We start from the raw sequence: 18623 nt of genomic DNA on the forward strand, positions 1-18623 counted from the left end.
GATGCGAGTCGGTTCACGGAGGCTGGCCCCACCGCAGTTGAGTCGGCTCGCCGCGCATGGATGGGGCTAGCGATTACGAACGCCGAGGCCTGCCCCAGGCGGATGCACGCCCGACCGCATCACCAGCGTCGACGTGCAGAATCGGTGGATGCGCATGCTTGGTCGGACGCCCTACCCCTCCGCCGACTTGACGTAGCGAGTGTGCTCTTGACGTGGGTTGCAACGTGCGTTAAGAGAGTGCGACTTGCGTCGAGTGCGCCTGAGAGGTGCGGTTGTGGGTGGGCTGGGAAGTGCTCAGCACCAATGGAATTCCGGTGCCTGGCGCCATGCGACCTGTTCGCCGGGGGGTCTCGAGTGACCATGGAAGGTCAGCTACGAATCTTGTCGACGTTCAGTTGCTTCGGCTGCGCCGGTGATGTTGCGGATCATGCCGCCGAAGATGATTTCGTGGAATGGGGAGATTGCTTTCCAGTAGGCGTGCCCGGATAGGCCGTGGGGTTCGAAGATTGCGCGTTGGCGGTATGTTGTGCCGCCGTTGGGGTCGGGGGCGGCGGATAGTTCTAGCCAGGCGTCGCCTGGTACTCGCATCTCGGCGCGTAAACGGAGTAGGCGTGGCCGGTCGAGGTGTTCTACGCGCCACCAGTCGAGTGCTTCGCCCGCCCGTAGGCGGTGGGGGTCGCGGCGTCCGCGGCGCAGTCCGGCGCCGCCCGCGAGCCGATCTATCCAGCCTCGGATCGACCAGGCCAGGGGGAACGAATACCAACCGTGTTCGCCGCCGATGGATTCGATGACCTGCCAGACGGTGTCCGGCGCGGCGTCGGTGTGGCGTTCGCGCACGTCTTGGTAGAGGGTGCCGCCGGACCAGTCGGGGTCGCTGGGGAGCGGGTCCGATGGTGCCCTTGGAGTGTCGGCGTCGGACCAGCGGGTCGGTACGTCGAAGTCGCGGATCCGGGCCAGCGCGAGTTCCACCGCGCGTTCGAAGCCGGTCAGGCCGTCCGGCGGGTCCGGGATGTGCTCGGCGATGTCGTGGTCGCCGCAGACCACCTCGTGCACCAGCGACTCGATCAACGGCACGGCGATGCCTCGCGGCACCGGGGTGACCAGGTTGACCCACTGCGCCGACAGCCACGGCGTCAGCACCGGAACCGGCATCACCGCGCGCCGCGGCAGCTTGGCGATCACCGAGTATCTGCGCAGCATGTCGAGGTAGGTGAGGACGTCGGGTCCGCCGATGTCGAAGGAACGGTTCACCGCTGCGCCGAGCGTGCCCGCGCGGGTCAGGTAGTAGAGCACGTCGCGGATGGCGATCGGCTGGATGCGGTTGCGCACCCAGCGCGGCGTGATCATCGCGGGCAGCCGTTCGGACAGGTAGCGCAACATCTCGAAGCTCGCCGAGCCGGATCCGATGATCACCGCGGCGCGGAACTCGACGGTGGGAACGCCGGAGCCGAGCAGGATTTCGCCGACTTCCGCCCGGGACGACAGATGCGGCGACAACCGCTCGCCCTGCGGGATGATGCCGCCCAGATAGACGATCCTGGACAGTCGGGCCGTCAAGGCCGCGGTCGCCACGATGCGCGCGGCGCGGCGATCGATGTCGACGAAGTCGCGTTGGGTCAACGAATGCACCAGGTAGTAGAGGACGTCCTGGTTTTCCAGCGCGGCGGTCACCGAGGCCGGATCGGTGACATCACCGGTGACGATCTCGACGTCCTCGCGCCACGGCACGTCGTCGAGCTTGCCGGGGGTGCGCACCAGCACCCGCACCGAGTGGCCCTCGGCCACGAGTGCCGGGACCAAACGTCCGCCGATGTAGCCGGTCGCGCCGAACACCACACATCTCATGGAGAGCCTCCGGTGCGCTGGGACAGTCCGGTGCGCGGACTGGGTGCCACACGTTCGCTCCACCCTTTCTACCGGACCCAGGTGACATCGACGCGGATCAGTCGCCGGGGGTCGCGGTCTCGTGCAGCACCCGCCAGCTGTAGCGGGGCGGGATGGACTCGGTGGTCAGTACCGCGGTCGTCCAGCGATCGGTGTGTTTGCCGGAGAAGTGATGGCGTTCCATGAAACGAACAACGGTCACATTTCCTTCGGTGAGCAGCACCTCGACCTCGGAGATCTCGATATCGAGGCCGGGCCGGGAGTTGCGCGCGCGCCGCAGTCCGGACAGCAGCTCAGAGCGACTCAACCGAGCGCCAGAGGTGGTCACCATGGACATCGTGTCGTGCTGGGTCGCGGCGAAACGTTCCAGGACGTCCGGCTCCGCCTCGGTCCCCAGCCACGTGGCGAGCAGCGCGTGCACGGCCTCGACCTCGGCCGACGGATCGAGCGAATCGGAAGCAGACATGTCCGCAGACTACTCGAGCGAGCCGTCCGAGTGACCCAACGACGCGGCCACCTACTGTCCGTATTGTGCCATCCGGCGCCTACGCGTCGCGGCTGATGGCGGCACAGCTGGACATGGTGTGCGACGCATGGATAGAGGACATTTGAAAGCGTTTGGGGCGCAGCAATAGCCGATCTTGTCCGGTAGTCGACGGGCGGCGATGCGGCTACCATGCGCTAATGCGATGGGGGAGGTTGGGCGACCGACTGCACCGCGCGGCGTTGCTGCTTGCGGTGCTGGTGGCGGTCGCCTGCGGCCTCGGTATCGCGGCGCTCACCTGGTGGCTGCTGTGGCTGGCGCTCGGCGCGAAGGCCGAGACACCGAATCAGCTGGATCTCACCAAGATCGCGTTGGCGGTGGCCGCCGGAGTCGGCGGCGCGGTCGCCTTGGTGGTGGCCTACCGGCGGCAGCGCGACCTCGAACGCGGGCGGTTCGCCGAACTGTTCGGGGCGGCGTCGCGGCAGCTCGGCGATTCCGACGTCGCGGTGCGGATCGCCGGGGTCTACGCGATGACCGGGATCGCCGACGAGTTCCGTTCCCCGACTCGACGCCAGCAATGTGTCGACGTGCTCTGTGCCTACCTGCGCCTGCCCTACGACCCGGTGGCCGGTGCGAATCACCTTGTGTCGCAGGCGGAAACGGTGGACGAGTCCGGCCTGAAGGTCGAACGGGTCTACCAGTTCCGGCAGAACGATCGGGAGGTGCGCCGCACCATCGTGCAGGTGATCGCCGATCATCTGCAGCGCTCGGCCGACGTCTCCTGGTCCGACTGTGAGTTCACCTTCACCAATGCCGTCATCGAACGCGCGGACTTCCGGCACGCGGTGTTCACCGGGCGCAATGTCTCGTTCGCCCGCGCGGTATTCGTCGGCCGCACCAGCTTCGAGCACGCGATCTTCGCCGGTCCGCACGTCACCTTCCGGGACGCGGTTTTCGAAGACGGTCCCGTGCTGTTCGACCATGCGCAATTCGGGTCGACCCGTCCGGAGAAGGTCCAACGCGCCGGGTACGGCACCACCTTCGACGGCGCGACGTTCGACGGTTCGGTGTCGTTCGAAAAGTCCACCTTCGTAGGGTCGCGAACGACCTTCATCGGTATCCGTACCACCGGCGCCCGAACCTCGTTCCAGGACACAAAGTTCCACGCTGAGCTCACCTCGTTCGAGCGCGCCACCCTGGACGGTCAGCACCTCGCCTTCACCGGCGCCGACCTCGCGAGCCCCCGAATCACCTTCGCTGGCGCCCAGTTCGAAGCGGGTGCCGTCGCGTTCGACGACACCCGCATCGGCACCCCCGCGCGCATGCGCAACCGCGGCACCCGCGAAACAGACTTCAGCCGAGCCGAATTCCACGGCACGATCACCTTCGCGGGTACCACCTTCGCCGGCCGATCCGTCGATTTCACCGAGGGCGATTTCTTCGGCGACATCTCCTTCGTCGACGCGCGCTTCACCGCCACCGAGGTCACCTTCGATCGCCCGACGGCCTGGGTGGGCACTCATTTCGACTGGGACGACATTCCGACGCGCAAGCCGGCCAACGTCAAACCCAACCCGTGGCCGCCGGAGCTGTCCGGCGAGTGAGGGTTACGCGTCCGTGTACGGGCGAATCGCGTGCCAGGACTGCGCGTTCAGTCGGCCAAGGGTGTATCCGACGAGTAGGTCGTCGGCGATCTTCCTGGCGATCAGCTCGTACACCGCCTGGGTGGGGTGGGCGAGGTCGCTGGTGGTGAGGCAGCGGCGGATCTCCGGCTCGACGTTGTCCGGCTGGCCGAGGTAGGGCACCGGGACGCCGTGCAGTTGCGCGAAGCCGGCGAGGTCGAAGGCCTTGGCGTTGTCGGCGACGTAGGTCATCCAGTCGCACATGCGCACCAGTGACACCTGGGCTTTCGTGGCCCCGGGCTGAGGATCCGCAGCGGTCATCGGCCAGTGGGTGGTGAAATAGTCGAGCACGTCGTTGAAGCGGGCGGTGTTGGCCGAAAACCGGTCCACCTGTTTGCGTTTGCCGTCGGCGATCTGGTCCTGGAACCGGATCGAGACGGTGGGGCTCGGCAGATCGATCAGCATGAAATGGTTGCGATCGGGCGGGCCGGGGAAGGCGTTGGCGATGCTGTCGACAAGACTCTTGATCTCCGCTACCACGGGTGTAATGCCGGTGCCCGCCTGGTTTTTGAGACCTTTCGGTACTTCGTACACGCCGTCCGGGGAGGTCATGGTGATGCCCTCGGCGCGTTCGGCGGTGACGATGTCGTTCAGTCCGATCCAGACGATATGCATGGTGTCACCGGTGTACTGGTCGCCGAGTGCCTTGCGTGCCTTGATGTACTCGGCGACCTGCGTCTTCAGGTAGCCCAGCGCGCCGGCCTTCGGACTCCAGTCCGAACCCGCGATGGCGCCGCCCTCGGCGTAATTGGCATAGCGCACAGGCGGATTCGCGTCGACGTCCGTCCGCAGCAGCAGCGAGTGCTTCGTCAGACCGCGGTGGTATTCGGTCGCCTCCTCGGTGAGTCCCTTGGTGGACCGGACCAGCGGATCCGCTCCCGCCCACTCGATCAGGAAATCCGTCCAGTTCTTTCCGTCGCTGTACCGGCCGATTTCGTTGGTGCGCATCGCCTTGATGGCGCGCGCGAACAGCCCCGTAGCTGCTTCTCTCTTGTTCCCGATGTCGGACAGACTGTCCCCGAGCACGATCAAATTCTGCAGTGCGATAGGCATGGAAAACTCGCAGTTCTGTTTCTCGTGCCATGGGCACGAGTTTCGATATGAGCGTTCGCAAACGCGAACCACCGCAAGGCCTTCCGGAGTACGTCAAGGGTACTCATCTGGAAGCGCCGCCATGTCCAACTCGAAAAACAAACCGGCACAGCGGAAATCATGATGCGCAAAGCGATCAGTCGGTTTAGCCAGCGGTTATTCCCCACGCTTGGTGAGGAGATGACGAGGGGCGGCGTCCGTACGGACGCCGCCCCTGGTCTATCAGCTCGGCCAGCCGCCGTACGGGACGGTGATCAATTCCATGAAGTGGCCGTTGGGGTCCAGGAAGTAGACGCCGCGGCCGCCGTCGTTGTGGTTGATCTCGTTGACGCCCTGTTGACGCGGGTCGGACCAGTGGTCCAGTTGGTAGCGCTGGATCTTGGCGTAGGCCACGTCGAATTCGGGTTCGGAGATCAGGAAGGCGTAGTGCTGGGGCGAGATTTCGGTGACGTGCGGTGGCACGTTCGCGAAATCGAAGGTTACCGAGTTATCCAGCGGAAGCGGAATGAACGGGCCCCATTCGGCCCCGAGTTCCGTGCCGAGGATGTCCGCCCAGAATTCGGCGGTCACTCGATTATCGCGGCAACCGACAATGGTGTGATTGAACTGTACTGACAGTGAAATTTCTCCTTGTGCCGTGACGGTCCCGACCCCGGGCTCGGTACAAGGCGGCCAACGGGAGCACCGTCACGGTCAACGACGCTAGCAAACATCCCATGGATCTCGCCACCATCCTATGACCCAGACCATGTTTCGCGTCAGCGCGGCAGGCGCAGCACCGCGCGATAGCCGCGATCGGCCGTCGGCCCGGACTCGAAGCTGCCGCCGAGCAGTTCCGCCCGTTCCGCGAGGCCGATCAGCCCGTGCCGAGAGCTGGGCAGCGCCACCGCGGGACGGGTCGGCTCGGTGTTGGTGACGGTGACGCCGAAGTGGTCGCTGTCATGCCACAGCGTCACGGTCGCGGTCGCGCCGGGCGCGTGCTTGCGCACGTTGGTGAGCGCCTCCTGCACCGTCCGATAGATGGTGCGCTGGCCGGGCGCGGCGAGCTCGTCGGGCAGCTCGCCGCGCAGCTCGAGCTGAATGCCGCTGGAGTCGAGCAGCTTTCGCAGGTCGGCGAGCGTCGGCTGGGGTGTGAGCTCGGTGCTCTGACCGCCCGCGGCCCGCAGCAGCGTGACCATGTGGCGGAGCTCGTCCAAGGTGTCCACGCTGAGCCTGCGGATGGTGCGTGCGGCCTCGGCGGCGTCGGGGTCGGTGGCGGCGACCTGGAGCGCGCCCGCGCGCACCGCGATCAAACTGACCTGATGCGCGACCACGTCATGCATTTCGCGGCCGATCTGCGCGCGTTCGCGGGCCAGCACCGCCTGCGCGTGCAGTTGCCGTTCGTGGTCGCGCGCCTCCTCGATCTCGACCAACCGGACGGACAGATCGCGGCGGGTCCGCACCAGCTGACCGAGCAGCACCGGGGCACCCGCCCAGGCCAGCGAGTACGCGAACGTGACGATCATGCCGCGCTGGTCGAGGCTGTGCCCGGGCGGCCACGGCGCGGACGCGGCGATCGAGGTGGCGAGCACGGAACCCCACAGCAGCGGGCGATTATTGATGCGCTGGGCCAGCGTGTACAGCGCGATGGCGGGGGCGGCGAGGTTGGCGAGCATCCAGCTGGCGGGCAGCGTCAGCGCGAAGGCCAGCAGCGGGTAGCGACGGCGCAGCAGGAGGGCGGCGCACGCGACAATGCCTGCGGCGAACTCGATCCGAGAGTTGTCCTGGCCGTCGACGAGCACGTCGGCCACGGCCACGGCGACGAGCCCCAGGTCGATCAGCCACGGCGGGAGCCGGTTCATGGCAGCAGCCCGGCCCGCTGGGCGAGCAGCGCCGCTTGCACGCGGCTGGACACCCGTAGTTTGGTGAAGATCCCGCTGACATGGTCTTTGACCGTGCCGACGCTCAGGTGGATCCGCTGACCGATCTCCGCGTTCGACAGGCCGGTGGCGATCAGCACGAGTACCGCGCGTTCTCGTTCGCTGAGCCGTTCGACGCGTGCGGCGTCGGCGTCGATGTCCGCGGTGGTGGCGGGCTCCGCGTTGCGCAGCAGGGCGGCCGAGACCTTCGGTGACAGCACGACGCCGCCCGTGGCGAGGGTGCGCGTCAGCTGTGCGAGCTGTTCGGGTTCGGTGTCCTTGAGTACGAAACCCGCTGCGCCGGAACGTAATGCGGACAGAATGTAGTCGTCGGTGTCGAAGGTGGTTAGCATCGCGACCACCGGCGGGTCGGGTAGGGCGCGCAGCCGCCGCAGCACCGTCAGGCCGTCGACGTCGGGCATCCGGATATCGAGCAGCACGACGTCCGGCCGGGTCGACTCGACCGCCCGCAGCGCCGCCGACCCGGTCGCCGTCGCCACCACCTCGATATCGGCGGCCGCGTTCAAGATCAACTCGAACCCGGAGCGCACCAGCGCCTCGTCGTCGACGACCACCACCCGGATCACCCGCCACACCTCCTGCACCATAGTGTCATTTCCGCACGTGAGCCTAGATCCGGTCGAGCGGGCGACCTGTCGGCGCGGCGGTCGGACGGCCGATCGGCGGGGATGGTCCAGCCGTTCGGCGGGGTACCGGCGGCTGATGGACGGAGCGGGACTGGACGCGTGCCGGATACCGGATGGATCGCGCGTTCTCGACGCTGAAAGCATGGGACACAACGGACTTCCGGCCCCTGGTGATGGCGTCGGTCAGTCGACTCGGGGAGCTGACACGGTGCGGGTGGGGGATGTGGTGCAGGGTGGCGACGCGGCGCGGACCACTACCCGGTTGGTCGGCGTCGACCTCGCGCGCGGTCTTGCGGTGCTCGGGATGTATGCGGCGCATGTGGGGCCGAACCCGGGGGACGGTGGGGTAATCGGATTCGTCATGGAGGTGACGCACGGGCGGTCCTCGGCGTTGTTCGCGTTTCTCGCGGGATTCTCGATTCTGCTGATCACCGGGCGGCGCGTGCCGAAGACCGGGCCGGCCGGTCGACAGGCGCGGGTGAAGATCCTGATCCGGGCCGCCATCCTGCTGGTGCTCGGTACCTTGTTGACCGCGTCCGGGACGAAGGTCGAGGTGATCCTGGCCTACTACGGGCTGTACTTCCTGCTGGCACTGCCGTTGGCTCGACTGCGCGCCGATACGCTGGCCGTGATCGCGGTGGCGAGCGTGCTGGTGTTGCCACAGATCATGTTCACGGTGATCGCGACCGACTCCGGCTGGACCGCCGCCGTCAATCGCTTCGATCCGCTGGCCTGGCTGAGCGGCCGCGGCGATCCGAGCTCGAGCAACGATGGGTTGATCGGGCTGCTGCTCAACGGCGGCTATCCCGCGCTGAGCTGGCTGCCGTTCGTGTTCGCGGGCATGGCGGTCGCTCGACTCGACTTGTCCGACACCGTGATTCGCGGTCGGCTGGCGGCGACCGGCCTCGGACTGATGGTGCTCGGATACGGCGGCTCGGCGCTGGCCCTGTCTCTCGCGCCCGGCGCGGCGGCGCGGCCCGGAATCCTGTACGCGCCATGGTGGTCCGACGTGGCCGACGATCCGACAGGCTGGCGACAGCTGGTGGTGGCGATGCCGCACAGCGAAACCACGTTGTCGATCGTCGCGAACACCGGTGTCGCGCTCACGGTCCTGATCGCCTGCCTCGCCGCCTGCGACCGATTCCAGCAATTCCGGCGGCTGGCCACGCCACTCATCGCGGTCGGCAGCATGTCCTTGACCGCCTACGTATTCCACGTGGTCGCGATCGCGGTGCTCGGCTTCGACGTCCTGCCGGCCGGCAGCCTCCCTGTCCTGCTGGGCCTGAGCGCGATCATCATGATGTTCGCCTACTACTGGAGCCGCTTCTTCCGCCGCGGCCCCCTCGAATGGTTGCTGCACCGCGCAACCGCCGTAGCCGATCGCGTCCGATAGTCACGCTCGGCGTCGTCGGCGGAGCGCGGCCCCTGTGCCTGGGACAGTGGGGACGGTAGCGTCGGCGGAATGAAGATTCGTGGGGCGGTCCTGGAGCGGATCGCGGCGCCCGTGCCGTTCGCCGAATCGGCGCCGATCAGTGTGGGTGAGTTGGAGCTCGGCGAACCGGGGGCGGGGGAGCTGCTGGTTCGGATCGAGGCGGCCGGGCTGTGTCACTCGGACCTGTCGGTGGTGGACGGGAACCGGGTGCGGCCGGTGCCGATGCTGCTCGGTCACGAGGCGGCCGGGCGGATCGAGGCGATCGGGCCGGGTGGCAGCGATCTCGCGGTCGGCCAGCGCGTGGTGATGACCTTCCTGCCGCGCTGCGGTGAATGTGCGGGCTGTGCGACCGAGGGGCGGACGCCGTGCGTGCCAGGCAGCGTCGCCAACAACGCGGGCGAACTGCTCGGCGGTGGGCGGCGGTTGAGCCGGGCGGGCGAGGAGGTGCACCATCATCTCGGGGTGTCCGCCTTCGCGACGCACGCCGTGGTGGACCGCAGGTCGGTGGTTCCGGTGGACGACGACGTGCCGCCCGAGGTCGCGGCGGTGCTCGGCTGCGCGGTGTTGACCGGCGGTGGCGCGCTGTTGAATTCGGCGCGACCGGGGCCGGGAGATCGGATCATGGTGGTCGGGCTCGGCGGTGTCGGCATGGCGGCGGTGCTGGTCGCGGTGTCCTTGGCCGCCGCTGGTCACGAGGTCATCGCCGTCGACACGGTTTCGGAAAAGCTGACGCTGGCAAAGGAATTGGGTGCTACTGCGGCCTACACCCCAGCGCAGGTGGCCGAGTCGGGTGTGCAGGCGGAGATCGTCGTGGAAGCCGCGGGCAATATCCGCGCCTTCGAAACCGCGGTCGCCGCAACGGCTCCCGGTGGCACCACGGTGACCGTCGGACTGCCCGCCCCTGATGCCCGCGCCAGCATCTCCCCGCTTGCCCTTGTCGCACAGGGCCGTTCGATCGTCGGCAGCTATCTGGGCTCGGCCGTGCCGGCGCGCGATATCCCCACCTACGTCCAGATGTGGCGCGAGGGCCGCCTGCCCGTCGAACGCCTGGTGTCCGCCCACATCGGCCTCGACGAAATCAACCACGCCATGGACGAACTCGCCGCGGGCCACGCCCTGCGTCAGGTCATCATCTTCGACTGACCGCCCGCGAGTGGCTCATGGCGGCAAGCGAGAACGTCGCGCCGTGGTGCACTGCGGTCAGGGTGAGTTCGGCGCGTCCACGGTGTCGACGAAACGTGCTAGGAGGCGGGCGAATTCGCGGCGTTCGGTCGCGGTCCAGTCGGCCATGGCGGCGGCCATCGCGGTGCGGCGGCCGGTGCTGGCGGCCGTCATGGCCTGCTGTCCGTCGGCGGTGAGGCGGAGTACGGCGCGGCGTCCGTCGTGCTGGTCGGCGACGCGTTCCAGTAGTCCGTGCGAAACAGCTTGGGCGACAAGGCGACTGGCTCGGGGTTGATCTACGCCGAGGGTAGGGGCCAGGGTGCTGACGGTGGGGGAATCGGTGGCGGCGACCGCGTCGAGGAGTCGGTGCAGGGCGATCGGGATCGGCGAGTTGCCTGCGAGTGCCCCTCGGGTCTGTCTGCGCCGGATCCGGACCATCGCCGCTTCGACGGCCTCGGTGATCGCGTCGTGCTCGTTCATCGGTTCCTCCTGTCGTGCGCTCTTCCATCCGTCGGAGTTGTATGTAATAGTACATGTAGTTGTTTAGCTACATGCTTTTGGAGGACATCATGGCCGTTCGGCGCCACATCGGTTACTGGCTCGTAGAGCTCGATCGACTGATTACCGAGCGATTCGACGAGGATCTCGCCGCCGGCGAACTGGGCCGCAGGCACTGGCAGATCCTGCACTCGCTGTCGGACGGTCCGCAGCAGGCGAGCGAGCTGCACGCCGCGCTCGACACCTTCCTGAACGGCCAGGCGGAGTGGGACGCCGAGCTGGCCGCGGTCGTCACCAGGGGGCTCGTGGTCGACGAGTCGGGCACGCTCTCGCTGACCGACGCGGGTCGAGATGTGCACGGCCAGGCCTGGATTCGGATCGGCGCGCGCCGTCGGCAGATGACCGAGGGCATCACCGATGAGCAATTCGCCGAGACCATGCGGGTGCTGGAAAAGATGGCCGCGAATATGTCTGGCGCTGAGCAGGTGCGGTAGGTAACCTGATCTGGTCAGAGTAGTCAAAATGGTCGAAACGGAGGGGTCATGCCTCGAAAACGGTCGGAGCGGCCCGATATCGCATGGCCCCTTGCCGACGCGAAGGCCAGATTGTCCGAGTTGATCGACACCGTGGAACGGGAGGGACCGCAAGTGATCACCAAGCACGGTCGGGACGTCGTCGTTGTCGTACCCATCGATGAATGGCGTCGTCGTAACGCGCGGCAGGGGAGTCTCGCCGAGTTCTTCGCCGACTCGCCGCTACGCGATTCGGGTCTAGTGGTGGAACGTGACAGGACGGATCCGCAACACCGCGACGTGACCCTGTGAGCACGGCATTCGAAGTCGAGCCCGCGGGCTATCTGCTGGACACCAACGCCGTTTCGGAATGGATCAAACCGCGCCCTGACCCGGGGCTGATCGGCTGGTTGCACGAAGCCGACGAGGAACGGATGTTCTTGAGCGTCATCACGATCGGCGAGATCCGCCGCGGCGTCGATCGGATGTCGGACGGACGTAGGAAGGCTCGCCTGACTACCTGGCTGTCGGAGCAGGTCGCCGACAGATTCGATCAGCGATTACTGCCGGTGGACTTCGGTGTCGCGCAGGCGTGGGGGCGAATCCGCGCCAGAGCCGAAGGTGTCGGGCAGCGCGTAGACGCGGTGGACGCCCTCATCGCGGCGACGGCCGAAGCGCACGGACTCGCCGTTGTCACGCGCAACCGCAAGGACTTTCGTGGCACCGGCGTGCGATTATTGTGCCCGTGGGATGAATAGCTATGTGCGGGTGAGGGACTCGGTCACCAGGTCGATGTAGTCGGCGGTTCGGCTGATCAGCAAGGAATGGCCGCCCTCGGGGAAGGTGCGGAATTCGCAGCCGGGATGCAGGTCGCGCAGGCGTCCGGTGTGGGTGCTGGTGATCAGCGGATCGTCGTCCGCTCGGAAGATCAGCGCGGGGCCATCCCAGGCGGGACCCCGCAGGAGTTCGTCGACCCCCTCGGCAAGTTCGAGAAGTAGACGATAGGAATTGGCGGCACCGGCACTCCCGGCCGCATCGGTGGCCGTCGCCACCTGCTCGATCCAGAACTCGGCGTCGTCGGAGTCCCGCCAGGTGCTCCGCAACGCGGTACGAATCGCCTCCTGCGTCTCCGGCCACGGCGTCGCCAGGGTCGTGTCCACCCGCATCCGCAATCGATCGACATCCTCCGCCCCATACAACCCGGTGCTCGACAAGGTGAGCGACCGGACCCGATCCGGCGCACGACGCGAAAGGAGCTCCGCGTACATGCCGCCCGCCGACTGGCCGACCACATGAACCCGATCGACCCCCTCCGCATCGAGTATCGCGACAAAACCGTCGACCAACTCAGCGCAGGACCCGACGCCCGACGGGTAATCGGGCGCGATCGTTCGGAACCGCGACACCAGCGCATCCGCCAGATCGAGCCAGCCGATGCCGATGCCAGAGCCGCCGCCGAGCAGCAGTACCGGATCGCCCGCACCACCCACGTAGTACTGCCAATCATGCTGCCCGGCAGCAAGTTTCTTGCGGTCGTGTTGCCGTAGGAAGGTCGCCGCCCGTTCCCGAATCGAAGTCACGCCCGCGACGGTAGGGGAGCGGGCGGCCATGCGCAAACATGCGCATGTAGCAATGTAAATCACAGAGGTCAGCGGACCGCGCCCCGACACGGTCGATAGGCTGACACCGACGAAAGCGGAATGAGGAGGTGCGGTGACCATACGGGTCGGAGTGCTCGGAGCGCGCGGCAAAGTCGGACAGGCCATCTGTGCGGCGGTAACCGCGACGGCCGATCTGGAACTGGTCGCCGCCGTCGACAAGGACGATTCGCTCGACGCGTTCACCGAGGCGAACGCGCAGGTCGTCGTGGACTTCACCCACCCGGACGTGGTGATGGGGAACCTGAAGTTCCTGGTGCGCAACGGCATCCACGCGGTGGTCGGCACCACCGGCTTCGACGCCGCCCGCCTCGACGAGGTGCGCGGCTGGCTGGCCGACCGCCCCGAAACCGGCGTGCTGATCGCACCGAACTTCGCCATCGGTGCGGTGCTTTCCATGCGCTTCGCCGAACAAGCCGCCCGGTTCTTCGAATCGGCCGAGGTCATCGAACTGCACCACCCGAACAAGGCCGACGCGCCCTCGGGCACCGCCTACCGCACCGCGGGCCTGATCGCCGCGGCTCGCGACAAGGCCGGTGTCGGCCGCAGTCCCGACGCCACCACCACCGAACTGGACGGCGCGCGCGGCGCCGACGTCGACGGCGTGCGGGTGCACTCGGTGCGGCTGGCCGGTCTGGTCGCCCACCAGGAGGTGCTGTTCGGCACCCAGGGCGAGACCCTCACCATCCGGCACGACTCCATCGACCGAACCTCCTTCGCTCCCGGCGTGCTGCTCGGCGTGCGAGAGATCGCCCACCGCCCCGGCCTCACCGTCGGGCTCGACCCGTTCCTCGACCTGTGAACGAGCGTCAACGGGCGCACCGGCGGGAGCGCGTGAGCGGGGTTGTGAGCGAGCGTCAGCGGGCGAACCGGCAACATCATGCGCTCTCGCGCAAGGCAGAACCGCGGATGAGCGGGGTGCGGTAGTGAGCGAGCGAACCATCGACACCGTGCATGGAACGGCCGCGCGACGCCGACGCGTGGCCGAGAACGAGGCGAGCGCGAATGTGGTGGGCGAGCGGGCGGCCAGGAGCATCGAGGTCCGGGAATGAACGCCGCGGACGGGACCGAGCAGAACCGGGAAGTCGTCAAGGTCGTCGCGTTCCTCGCGGTGCTGGTGCTCGTGCTCGGCTTCTACTTCCTGCTCCTCGGCCGAATCGCGTTCAGCCTCATCGGCACCGGCGGTGTCGCCGCCATCCTCATCGGCATCGGCGTGCTGATCCTGCCGTTCGTCGGCGTCTGGGTCGTCGCGGCCACCGTGCGCGCGGCCCTCGCTCACCAGCGCCTCGCCCGGCGCATCCACGAGGAGGGCCGCGAACTGGACACCTCCGACCTACCCCACCGCCCCTCAGGCCGCATCGAACGCGACGCGGCCGACGAATTGTTCGCCCAGGTCAAAGCCGAATGGGAAGCCGACCCCGACAACTGGCGCGTCTCCTACCGCCTCGCTCGCGCCTACGACTACGCCGGCGATCGCACCCGCGCCCGCGACACCATGCGCCGCGCGGTAGCACTGGAAAAACTGGAACGCGACCAAGCCGGGTAGGCGGACCGCGCGCACTGATCGGTGACATTCCCCACGAGTGGACCCGCCGCCGTTGCGCAATTCGGAACAAACCCGCGGATATTCGACCGACGCGAACTTCGCCGATGACAAAGTCGACGCGGCGACGGACAGCTGCTACGAGCCCGGCGCCGTGCTGGACGAATCGGCCGGGTACCGCCAAACGACCGGCAAATTCGCTCTCGTCTGCGGATATTCGCGGTTGGTATCAGCTCACCGCCAGGGCATAGCGCCCGTTACGGAGTGCCGCGGCAGATATCCCGGACCGACTCGGCGCGATGATTCGAACGCGGCTTCGCGGCATCCTGGACGGGCCGCGTCGATCGCGCGTCGCGCCACGCGCACTACGCTCATTCCTGTGACGCAATTGCTGATCATTCATCACACACCGTCCCCGCACATGCAGGCCATGTTCGAGGCGGTGGTCTCCGGCGCGACCGACCCGGAGATCGAAGGAGTGCAGGTCGTGCGCCGCGCGGCCCTCGCCGTTACGGCCTCGGATGTCTTGGCCGCCAACGGATATCTGCTCGGCAGCCCGGCTAACCTCGGCTACATGTCGGGCGCGCTCAAGCATGCCTTCGACACGTTCTACTACCCATGTCTAGACTCCACCATCGGCCGCCCATTCGGTTTCTACTTGCACGGCAACGAAGGGACCGAGGGTGCTGAACGAGGTGTGGAACGCGTCACCACCGGCCTCGGCTGGCAACAGGCGGCCGCGTCGGTCATCGTGTCCGGACCGCCGACCAAGGACGACATCCAGCGGTGCTGGGAGCTCGGTGCGACCATTGCCGCGCAACTAATGGGCGACTGACAGTTTTTGTCCCCGAAATAGCTGGGCGTGACAATCGCTGCCGGAAGCGATTTCGGGACGGCCCCGATTTCTGGTGTCTGACCATTCGGTGCTTCGGCCCGGCATACTGACAGAACGTTGTTGCGGTGGGGATGTGACGAGTTTGCTCGGGAATGGAGATTTCAGGTGACGTTGGCCGAAGGGGGCAATAACGCACCGCGCCGGATCGGAGTGGTCGAGGACCACGAATCAGTAGCGATCGGACTGGCAGCCATGCTGGCGCCGGAACCCGATCTCGACCTGGTGTTGACCGCGGGCACGGTACCGGAATTATTGGCCGCCGCTCAGGATCTACCGCAACTGGATCTGGTCGTACTCGATCTGCGCTTGGCCGATGGGTCGACGCCCGAGGACAACGTGCGCGCACTGCGCGACCGTGGCATCGAGGTGCTGATCTTCACCGGCGCGGACAACGCGTTTCTGGTGCGGTCCGCCGCGCGGGCCGGGGTGCTCGGCGTGGTGCGCAAATCCGAGGACGTGCAGACCGTGGTCGCGGCCGTGCGCCGCGCGGGCTCCGGCGAGCAGGTGGTGACCACCGACTGGGCCGCCGCCATCGACGGCGATCCGCAGCTGTCCGACGTCGGGCTCAGCCCGCGTCAGGAAGAGGTGCTCACGCTGTACGCGTCTGGTGAGAAGGCTTCTCGGGTAGCACGATTGACCGGGCTGTCCGAACAGACGGTCAACGACTACCTCGGTCGCATCCGGCAGAAGTACGCCGACGCGGGACGCCCGGCGCCGACCAAGACCGACCTGTACAAGCGGGCGGTCGAGGACGGCTGGCTCCCAGTGCCCGAGCGGCATCCACGCGGATGAGTGAGCGCAGCGAGCGCGTAGGCACAGCCGCTCACGTGCGCGTGATGGAGTCGAGCGTCAGCACGACGGAGCCGAGCGGTAGCGAGGCGGAGTCATGACTGCGTCCAGCATGCTGGACACCCACGCCCCTGTGTCGCTCGATCGCATCGCGCCGAGCCGTTGGCGCAGGGGAGCGACTCAGGTGTCCAAGAAGAGTGGGTACGAGGGCGCGTCCGATCGAATCCTGCGTCGCTTCGGGTTGGCGATAGGGATCGCCGGGGTGATCGTCGCGGTGGTCGAACTGCCGGAGATCGCGGACCAGAGCCGATTGATCGCGGGCGGCTGGACGATCCTCACGGTGATATTGGCGTTCGGGTTGTTCCCGGTGCTCGCCGCGGTGTCGATCGCCTCGAGCAGGCAGCTCATCCAGCTGGTTTCCGGCGCGGCGGCGGTGAGTTTTCTCGCGGCGATGGCGGTGATTCCGTTCGCGTATCCGGATCCGGTGCCCCAGGCCTCCTCGGTATGGCTGTATCGCGTGCTCGCGCTCGGCGTGCTCGCGGCGGTGCTGGCGTGGCGCCCGATATTCGCGGTCGGCTATCTGGTGATCGGTGCCGCGCTGTCGGCGTTCGCCAACGTCTTCGTGCTGCCCGACGCGACGCCCGTGGTGTGGGCCGGTGACTTCGTGCGCGCGGCGGGACTGTGCGCGCTGTTCCTGTGGTGCGCCATCTACGCGAAGGCCGCCGCCGATCGGGTCGACCGGGAGTCGGCGATCGAGAGCAGGCGCGCGGCCGCCGTGGCCGGTGCCGCGGCCCGCGACCGCGAACGCGCGCGATTCGCCGCGCTGATTCACGACGCGGTGCTGTCCACCCTGCTGGACGCGTCCCGGGCGGGCACCGATTCGCCGGTGCTGCGTCGGCAAGCCGAACGGACACTCGAACAGCTCGACGAATGCCGGGTCGGCGACGTGGAACCGAATCGGCTGGATGCCCAGTCCGCCACCGGTTTCCTGCGTTCGGCGGTGCATGAGGTCAACTCCGGTATCCGTTTCACCGCTCGACGCTGGTCCGGATTCGACGACCTCCGGTTGCCGGTGGACGCGGCGGGCACCATCGCCGCGGCGCTCACCGAGGCGGTGCGCAACAGTTTGCGTCACGCCACCGTGCCCGGACGTGAGGTGCAGCGCACCGTCACGGTAACCATCAGCGCTGGCGGCATCCGGGTCGTATTCCGTGACGACGGTGCGGGTTTCGATATGGGTCAGGTGCCCGCCGATCGCCTCGGCATCTCGGTGAGCATTCTCGGGCGGATGCGGCAGCTGGCCGGCGGCGCGGGCTTCGTCGAATCACAACCGGGCGAGGGCACCACGGTGACGTTGGTGTGGGGCAGCGATGGCTGACACGGATACCGAATTCGGGCTGCGCGATCTGCTCGGACTGCGGGATCCGGCGGCCGGGCTTTTCCTGCTTATCCTGCAGGCGACCATCGTGCTGTACATGGTCCGCAACTTCGGTGACTCGCCGCTGATCGCGGCGGTGGCCGCGCTGGTGCTGCTGGCCGCGGCCGGGGTGCTGGTGCTGGTGATCCCGGTCGATCCGCTGCCGTTGCCCGCGACGATATTCGTCGCCGCGTCCGGACCGTTGGCGACCGCGCTCACCTCGTTCGATGCCGAGCACGGTTGGTCGAGGCAGGTGTGGACCGCGTTCGCGTCGTCCTATGTGCTCGCGGTGCTGGTGCTGCGCGGTCGGTTGGGTGCGGCGTGGCTCGGGGTCGGTGGTGTCGCGGTGGTGATCGCGACCGTCGGCGTGGTGAACGGGCTGCGCGGCGAGGTGATCGCCGGCTCGATCGTGCCGATCTCCACGGTGGCCGGCGTCTCGCTCTTCGCGGTGATCATGCGACCCACCCAGCGTTCGTTGCGGTTGCTGCGGGAGGAGTCGACGATGCGCGCCGCCGCCGAGGCCACCATGGCCGCGGAGAACGGCGAACGCGATCGTCAGCTGGCCCGCCTCGACAAGGTGGCCAGGCCGATCCTGGAACGCATCGCCGACGGTGTCGAACTCACCGCCACCGAACGCGAGCAATGCCGACTGCTCGAAGCCGAACTTCGCGACGGCCTGCGCGCCCCGCAACTCGTCACCGACGAACTCAGCAGCGCCGCCCGCGGTGCCAGGAGTCGCGGCGTCGAGGTGGTGCTACTCGATGACGGCGGTTTCGCCGGCGTACCCCGCTGGGTCCGCCAGCAGGTGATCGAAGCGGCGACAAAGGAATTGGACGCCGCCAACGTAGGCTCGGTCACCGTCCGAGTGCTGCCCATGGGTCGCCGCATCCTCGCCACCGTCCTCGCCAACGCGCCCCACCAGGATCGCCGCACCGAGATAGACGCGGCGGGAAGCATCAAGATATCCACCTAGGGCCCGGCCGGTTGACGCGCCGGGAAAAGGTGTCGGACCCGCGTGGCATTGTGCAAGC

21 protein-coding genes are annotated in these 18623 nt (G+C 67.4%); 13 read left to right on the plus strand and 8 right to left on the minus strand.

The genetic code is table 11. From position 1 onward, the window contains the following. Window positions 1-372 precede the first annotated feature (372 nt). Together ACIBCN_RS16725 and ACIBCN_RS16730 are read right to left on the minus strand one after the other, a co-directional pair. Window positions 373-1845: an SDR family oxidoreductase gene (locus ACIBCN_RS16725; RefSeq protein WP_396992416.1), complete on the minus strand. Its 1473-nt coding sequence runs from the start codon at window positions 1843-1845 to the stop codon at window positions 373-375. 97 nt (window positions 1846-1942) lie between these two features. Beyond that, complete coding sequence (locus ACIBCN_RS16730) at window positions 1943-2350, minus strand: hypothetical protein (RefSeq protein ID WP_396992417.1); 408 nt, start codon at window positions 2348-2350, stop codon at window positions 1943-1945. 218 nt (window positions 2351-2568) lie between these two features. On the opposite strand from ACIBCN_RS16730, the gene ACIBCN_RS16735 reads away from it, so the two are divergent. Next, on the plus strand, window positions 2569-3972 hold the full coding sequence (locus tag ACIBCN_RS16735; RefSeq protein WP_396992418.1) for a pentapeptide repeat-containing protein: 1404 nt from the start codon (window positions 2569-2571) through the stop codon (window positions 3970-3972). 3 nt (window positions 3973-3975) lie between these two features. Here the strand turns inward: ACIBCN_RS16735 and ACIBCN_RS16740 are convergent, their stop codons facing one another. The 4 genes from ACIBCN_RS16740 to ACIBCN_RS16755 all read right to left on the minus strand — a co-directional run bounded on the left by ACIBCN_RS16740 (window position 3976) and on the right by ACIBCN_RS16755 (window position 7648). Beyond that, complete coding sequence (locus ACIBCN_RS16740; RefSeq protein ID WP_396992419.1) at window positions 3976-5103, minus strand: SGNH/GDSL hydrolase family protein; 1128 nt, start codon at window positions 5101-5103, stop codon at window positions 3976-3978. 261 nt (window positions 5104-5364) lie between these two features. Further along, window positions 5365-5712, minus strand: a complete 348-nt coding sequence (locus tag ACIBCN_RS16745) for a VOC family protein (protein ID WP_396992420.1) — start codon at window positions 5710-5712, stop codon at window positions 5365-5367. A gap of 188 nt (window positions 5713-5900) precedes the next feature. Beyond that, entirely contained in the window at window positions 5901-6983 is a 1083-nt protein-coding gene (locus tag ACIBCN_RS16750; RefSeq protein ID WP_396992421.1) for a sensor histidine kinase, read from the minus strand. Then, the gene (locus ACIBCN_RS16755; protein ID WP_396992422.1) at window positions 6980-7648 is read right to left on the minus strand and encodes a response regulator; all 669 of its coding nucleotides are present in this window, start codon (window positions 7646-7648) and stop codon (window positions 6980-6982) included. The genes ACIBCN_RS16750 and ACIBCN_RS16755 overlap by 4 nt, the downstream gene beginning before the upstream one ends. A 181-nt stretch (window positions 7649-7829) precedes the next feature. Between ACIBCN_RS16755 and ACIBCN_RS16760 the strand changes: the two genes are divergently transcribed. Beyond that, complete coding sequence (locus ACIBCN_RS16760) at window positions 7830-9080, plus strand: DUF418 domain-containing protein (protein ID WP_396992423.1); 1251 nt, start codon at window positions 7830-7832, stop codon at window positions 9078-9080. A 69-nt stretch (window positions 9081-9149) separates the two neighbouring features. Further along, window positions 9150-10262, plus strand: a complete 1113-nt coding sequence (locus tag ACIBCN_RS16765; protein ID WP_396992424.1) for an alcohol dehydrogenase catalytic domain-containing protein — start codon at window positions 9150-9152, stop codon at window positions 10260-10262. Window positions 10263-10319: 57 nt separating this feature from the next. Here ACIBCN_RS16765 and ACIBCN_RS16770 read toward each other — a convergent pair whose 3' ends face one another. Next, window positions 10320-10760 carry a MarR family winged helix-turn-helix transcriptional regulator gene (locus ACIBCN_RS16770; protein WP_396992425.1) on the minus strand — a complete coding sequence of 147 codons (441 nt, stop codon included), beginning with the start codon at window positions 10758-10760 and terminating at the stop codon, window positions 10320-10322. A gap of 89 nt (window positions 10761-10849) precedes the next feature. On the opposite strand from ACIBCN_RS16770, the gene ACIBCN_RS16775 reads away from it, so the two are divergent. From ACIBCN_RS16775 to ACIBCN_RS16785, 3 genes are read left to right on the plus strand one after another with little or no spacing between them, the layout of a single operon-like run. Further along, the gene (locus tag ACIBCN_RS16775) at window positions 10850-11272 is read left to right on the plus strand and encodes a hypothetical protein (protein ID WP_396992426.1); all 423 of its coding nucleotides are present in this window, start codon (window positions 10850-10852) and stop codon (window positions 11270-11272) included. A gap of 48 nt (window positions 11273-11320) precedes the next feature. Beyond that, the gene (locus ACIBCN_RS16780; protein WP_396992427.1) at window positions 11321-11602 is read left to right on the plus strand and encodes a type II toxin-antitoxin system Phd/YefM family antitoxin; all 282 of its coding nucleotides are present in this window, start codon (window positions 11321-11323) and stop codon (window positions 11600-11602) included. Continuing rightward, window positions 11599-12048, plus strand: coding sequence for a type II toxin-antitoxin system VapC family toxin (locus ACIBCN_RS16785; RefSeq protein ID WP_396992428.1), 450 nt, complete (start codon window positions 11599-11601; stop codon window positions 12046-12048). The genes ACIBCN_RS16780 and ACIBCN_RS16785 overlap by 4 nt, the downstream gene beginning before the upstream one ends. Here ACIBCN_RS16785 and ACIBCN_RS16790 read toward each other — a convergent pair whose 3' ends face one another. Further along, window positions 12049-12870 carry an alpha/beta fold hydrolase gene (locus ACIBCN_RS16790; protein ID WP_396992429.1) on the minus strand — a complete coding sequence of 274 codons (822 nt, stop codon included), beginning with the start codon at window positions 12868-12870 and terminating at the stop codon, window positions 12049-12051. 133 nt (window positions 12871-13003) lie between these two features. Here ACIBCN_RS16790 and dapB point away from each other — a divergent pair, with 133 nt between their 5' ends. From dapB to ACIBCN_RS16825, 7 genes are all read left to right on the plus strand, one after another. Beyond that, complete coding sequence (gene dapB / locus ACIBCN_RS16795) at window positions 13004-13750, plus strand: 4-hydroxy-tetrahydrodipicolinate reductase (RefSeq protein ID WP_396992430.1); 747 nt, start codon at window positions 13004-13006, stop codon at window positions 13748-13750. A 124-nt stretch (window positions 13751-13874) separates the two neighbouring features. After that, window positions 13875-14000: a hypothetical protein gene (locus tag ACIBCN_RS16800; protein ID WP_396992431.1), complete on the plus strand. Its 126-nt coding sequence runs from the start codon at window positions 13875-13877 to the stop codon at window positions 13998-14000. After that, window positions 13997-14494: a hypothetical protein gene (locus tag ACIBCN_RS16805; RefSeq protein ID WP_396992432.1), complete on the plus strand. Its 498-nt coding sequence runs from the start codon at window positions 13997-13999 to the stop codon at window positions 14492-14494. The genes ACIBCN_RS16800 and ACIBCN_RS16805 overlap by 4 nt, the downstream gene beginning before the upstream one ends. 376 nt (window positions 14495-14870) lie before the next feature. Continuing rightward, window positions 14871-15326 (plus strand): flavodoxin family protein, encoded by a 456-nt coding sequence (locus ACIBCN_RS16810; RefSeq protein ID WP_396992433.1) that lies wholly within the window; start codon window positions 14871-14873, stop codon window positions 15324-15326. Between the two features lie 165 nt (window positions 15327-15491). Next, complete coding sequence (locus ACIBCN_RS16815) at window positions 15492-16178, plus strand: response regulator (RefSeq protein ID WP_150405770.1); 687 nt, start codon at window positions 15492-15494, stop codon at window positions 16176-16178. 94 nt (window positions 16179-16272) lie between these two features. Then, window positions 16273-17553, plus strand: a complete 1281-nt coding sequence (locus ACIBCN_RS16820) for an ATP-binding protein (protein ID WP_396992434.1) — start codon at window positions 16273-16275, stop codon at window positions 17551-17553. Further along, on the plus strand, window positions 17546-18565 hold the full coding sequence (locus tag ACIBCN_RS16825) for a hypothetical protein (RefSeq protein ID WP_396992435.1): 1020 nt from the start codon (window positions 17546-17548) through the stop codon (window positions 18563-18565). Before ACIBCN_RS16820 ends, ACIBCN_RS16825 begins: the two co-directional genes overlap by 8 nt. The last annotated feature ends 58 nt before the right edge of the window (window positions 18566-18623 follow it).

Origin of the sequence: Nocardia sp. NPDC051052, assembly GCF_044456045.1 — a bacterium.
Taxonomy (GTDB): Bacteria; Actinomycetota; Actinomycetes; order Mycobacteriales; family Mycobacteriaceae; genus Nocardia.

Bases quoted from the DNA above. Each gene is read 5' to 3' on its own strand.
- ACIBCN_RS16725 (WP_396992416.1), bottom strand. From the start codon at position 1,845: ATGAGATGTGTGGTGTTCGGCGCGACCGGCTACATCGGCGGACGTTTG.
- ACIBCN_RS16730 (WP_396992417.1), bottom strand. From the start codon at position 2,350: ATGTCTGCTTCCGATTCGCTCGATCCGTCGGCCGAGGTCGAGGCCGTG.
- ACIBCN_RS16735 (WP_396992418.1), top strand. From the start codon at position 2,569: ATGCGATGGGGGAGGTTGGGCGACCGACTGCACCGCGCGGCGTTGCTG.
- ACIBCN_RS16740 (WP_396992419.1), bottom strand. From the start codon at position 5,103: ATGCCTATCGCACTGCAGAATTTGATCGTGCTCGGGGACAGTCTGTCC.
- ACIBCN_RS16750 (WP_396992421.1), bottom strand. From the start codon at position 6,983: ATGAACCGGCTCCCGCCGTGGCTGATCGACCTGGGGCTCGTCGCCGTG.
- ACIBCN_RS16755 (WP_396992422.1), bottom strand. From the start codon at position 7,648: ATGGTGCAGGAGGTGTGGCGGGTGATCCGGGTGGTGGTCGTCGACGAC.
- ACIBCN_RS16760 (WP_396992423.1), top strand. From the start codon at position 7,830: ATGGGACACAACGGACTTCCGGCCCCTGGTGATGGCGTCGGTCAGTCG.
- ACIBCN_RS16765 (WP_396992424.1), top strand. From the start codon at position 9,150: ATGAAGATTCGTGGGGCGGTCCTGGAGCGGATCGCGGCGCCCGTGCCG.
- ACIBCN_RS16770 (WP_396992425.1), bottom strand. From the start codon at position 10,760: ATGAACGAGCACGACGCGATCACCGAGGCCGTCGAAGCGGCGATGGTC.
- ACIBCN_RS16775 (WP_396992426.1), top strand. From the start codon at position 10,850: ATGGCCGTTCGGCGCCACATCGGTTACTGGCTCGTAGAGCTCGATCGA.
- ACIBCN_RS16780 (WP_396992427.1), top strand. From the start codon at position 11,321: ATGCCTCGAAAACGGTCGGAGCGGCCCGATATCGCATGGCCCCTTGCC.
- ACIBCN_RS16805 (WP_396992432.1), top strand. From the start codon at position 13,997: ATGAACGCCGCGGACGGGACCGAGCAGAACCGGGAAGTCGTCAAGGTC.
- ACIBCN_RS16820 (WP_396992434.1), top strand. From the start codon at position 16,273: ATGACTGCGTCCAGCATGCTGGACACCCACGCCCCTGTGTCGCTCGAT.
- ACIBCN_RS16825 (WP_396992435.1), top strand. From the start codon at position 17,546: ATGGCTGACACGGATACCGAATTCGGGCTGCGCGATCTGCTCGGACTG.